General features: G+C 50.0%; 4 protein-coding genes. 2 read left to right on the top strand and 2 right to left on the bottom strand.

Annotated features, from left to right (window positions below; translation table 11 throughout):
- Window positions 1-534, top strand: a 534-nt coding sequence (locus ABYT30_RS17485; protein ID WP_373097757.1) for a DNA ligase, incomplete at its 5' end; no start/stop codon positions are given.
- 17 nt (window positions 535-551) lie between these two features.
- Here ABYT30_RS17485 and ABYT30_RS17480 read toward each other — a convergent pair.
- Window positions 552-1,622 carry an AraC family transcriptional regulator gene (locus ABYT30_RS17480; protein ID WP_373097756.1) on the bottom strand — a complete coding sequence of 357 codons (1,071 nt, stop codon included), beginning with the start codon at window positions 1,620-1,622 and terminating at the stop codon, window positions 552-554.
- Between the two features lie 167 nt (window positions 1,623-1,789).
- On the opposite strand from ABYT30_RS17480, the gene ABYT30_RS17475 reads away from it, so the two are divergent.
- Window positions 1,790-2,659, top strand: a complete 870-nt coding sequence (locus ABYT30_RS17475; protein ID WP_373097755.1) for a MaoC family dehydratase — start codon at window positions 1,790-1,792, stop codon at window positions 2,657-2,659.
- Window positions 2,660-2,688: 29 nt separating this feature from the next.
- Here ABYT30_RS17475 and ABYT30_RS17470 read toward each other — a convergent pair.
- Window positions 2,689-3,297 (bottom strand): NAD-dependent epimerase/dehydratase family protein (locus tag ABYT30_RS17470; RefSeq protein WP_373097753.1); only part of this gene is annotated, 609 nt, incomplete at its 5' end.

Raw genomic sequence — 3,297 nt, 5'->3', positions numbered from 1 at the left:
CGGCAAAATCCCGACCCTGGGCAATGGCGAGAAGTCCGCTTTATGGTGTTTGATATGCCCAGTGAAGCAGGGGACTTCGACCATCGTTTAACAGCAATGCACCGCGTGTTTTCACAAATCACCTCCCCCTATCTCGCCTTGATTAAACAGCACAAAGTCGGTGATGAAGCTGAATTAATGAAAGAGCTTGATCAAATCATAGCCGGTGGCGGTGAAGGGCTGATGCTGCACTTGGGCAGTGCCCCATACCGCGGAATTCGCAGCGATGATTTATTGAAGTTAAAGCGCTTCGCCGACGCTGAGGCCACCGTAATCGCTCACATTCCTGGCAAGGGCAAATACACTGGAATGCTGGGTGCCTTAGTCGTTAAGACGCCAGATGGACGTGAGTTTAAAATAGGATCTGGCTTTAGCGACGAGCAACGCCGCCAGCCGCCCGCCATCGGCAGCACGATAAGCTATAAATACCAAGGCTATACTGCAAGCGGGCTACCCCGCTTTGCGAGCTTTTTCCGGGAGCGAGATGATTATTAGCGCTAATAAAGGGAAGTTTATTCCCCGTCATTACCGCTATTCTGAGCCGCTTTCTTTTGCTGACGATACTCAATGGGGGTTAATTCAGTCCAGCGCTTGAACGCGCGGTAAAAAGTACTGGGTTCGGAAAAGCCGGTCAGGTAAACGACATCCGCGATACTTTCGTCGGTTCGCGCCAGTAGGCGCTTTGCCAACACGCAGCGATAATCCGCCAGGACCTGATTAAAACTGGTGCCCGCCTCGGTTAACCTAGCGCGTAATACCCGTTCGTTCATGTCTAGCCGTGCAGCGACGCTCTCTAGGCTGGGCTGTCCCAGCTCTAACATCTCGGCAATGATCTGGCGCACATCGCCAACCACGTCTTGACGGGATAAACGCTCTAATTGCTTGCTGGCCAATTTTTCATGCAAGCGCAGCAAATCAGGTTCGGCGTGGGTAGACGGTGTAGCAAGAATACTCGTGGCAAAAACCAGAGAGGCTTCCGACTGCTTAAAATTCACAGGGCAACCCATTACCTTAGTGTATTCGGCAGCGTCGCCCACCGCATCGTGAAGCAAATTGATTTCGTCGGCGACAAAAGCACCGTCGGTAACGGCCTGAAAGTAACGTATCAAAAATCGCGCAAAGCACTCATTGCGATGACGAAAAATCAGGTCATCGTCACCATCACCGTCACCGGCAAAAGCCAGCACTAACTTCGATTGAGCTTGACCAATATGCAGTTCAAACTGCATGGCATCGGTAACCAAACGCTGGTAATTCTGTGCGCGTTTGAGACCCTCACCAAAATTGGGGCTACTTAGGAATAAGTATTCCAAAACCTGGCCGCGATAAACCTGTACCGCGTCGGCCAAATGCAAGCCAATGTGGTGGTCGCCACTCACCTCCTCTAGCACTCGCCAAAATTGCTGCTGAGCTGCGTGAGGGAAGCGTGAGCTGCGATCTTGCAGCAAGGTCGTGGATATTCGGCATTCACTCACTATGCGCTCAACATCCAGGCCCATTGCCTGCATAGCCGGATACACCAGCTGAATCAAAAAACTGGAATCACTGAGGTCAGAAAGGTTTTTCGGGCTTGTTTCAATCATTCAACACGGTTTCTGTTGGTATATAAAGTGAGTGGCAGTATAACAGTGGCTATTGGCCGAGCTGCCAAAAAACAGAGTATGGTCGGGCTAATTATTGCCAGGCAGTTTTTCTTTATACTGCAGATTCACACACCACTGGAATTCACCCAGTATGGAGATAGAGTTGTATGACCGCAAGTCATGAGTTAAGACTAAAACGCCTGCCAATCGCACTGCCAATGTTACTAAAAGCGGCTATTACCCGCAAAAAGCCCGGTTCAACACCCAGCTTCCCTAGTTACACACTGGAAGTGGCAGATGTCGCCTGCTCTAACAGCCAATTACAACGCTATCGCAAAGCCTGTGGCTTTAGTGCCGACAGCGGCACCCTGCCCATTAGCTTTTTACATGTTCAGGTATTTCGCCTGCACATGAAAATGATGCTGGATAAGCAATTTCCAGTATCACCCATGGGCTGCGTACATTTAAGTAACACGATTACGCAATTTCGCGCAATCGATGCCAAAACCCCTTTGCGCCTCCAGTGCCGAGTCGCTGACCATCAAATCACCGACAAGGGTATTGAGTTCAGTTTCTACTGCTCGGCCTTTGCTGGCCAGGAAAAAGTATGGGAAGACACGAGCAGGTATCTATCACGTTGCAAGACAGGGATAACTGCAGCCCCCAAAGCAGCTCGTGGCGCCCCGCGCGTTTATAGTGGTAATAAGACCTTGGCTATTGGTCGTAGCGACGCTCGAAGCTATGCCCGCGCCTCTGGCGACTTTAACCCAATTCACCTACACGATCTCAGCGCGAAAGTGTTGGGGTTTAAGCGCATGGTCATTCATGGCATGTGGAGCAAGGCAGCCTGTTTGGCCGCCTTAAGTGAGAATATACAAAGTGATCACTATAGCTGTGAGGTCGAGTTTAAGACCCCGATCTTCCTTCCTGCAAAAGTACAACTGCACTTCGATCAGGACAATAGCGATTTGGATTTTGAATTACGTGATAACGCAGGTTTAAAACCCCACCTCATTGGACGGATTCGCCCCCTGTAAGACAAGGCCATCACTACGCCCCAAACTTATTATTTAAGCAATAAGTCTGGGGCCATATTACGGACCATTTCTCTTATACCCTGCCGCCAGTCTACTCGCGTCTCACCAATTAATGCGTGCATTGTCCCGGTGTCGATAGATAAACTCCCAAACGCCTTAGGATTATTCTTAAAACGGGGTTTAAAGCCGGTTAATTCGGCAAGATAGTCACACCACTCTTCAATGCTCACCGCCTGTGAACCGCCAAAATTAGTGGTGGTGACCTCAGGCGTCGCGGCGGCGAGTAAATACGGAATTTTTGCCACATAGTCATCCGAGTGCAGTAAGTTATAATTATTTGGCGCGTCAGGGTGCAAATCAATAGCGATGTTTTCTTTCATCATGAGCAAGTGAAAGTAGGGCCATCCGCCGTTATTACCGTAGGGCACACTTAATCTAGCGATGGTGGTCGGGATTTTGAATTGGTGGGCGGCAAAACGGCACACGGTTTCCGCGGCAATCTTAGCAATACTATAGGTGGGAAACATCGCCCGATGGTTATCGCCCAAGGCGTCACTTTCACTGCGGGGCGACTGACCGGCATATTGATAAACTGCCGTAGACGAAAAATGCAAAAAAGCTTTGGCATTGCGACAGTG

The sequence above is a fragment of the Zhongshania sp. genome (assembly GCF_041623545.1).
Classification (GTDB): domain Bacteria; phylum Pseudomonadota; class Gammaproteobacteria; order Pseudomonadales; family Spongiibacteraceae; genus Spongiibacter.
The sequence above is the reverse complement of the archived record's forward strand: the minus strand, read 5'-3'. Positions and strand labels throughout refer to the sequence as shown.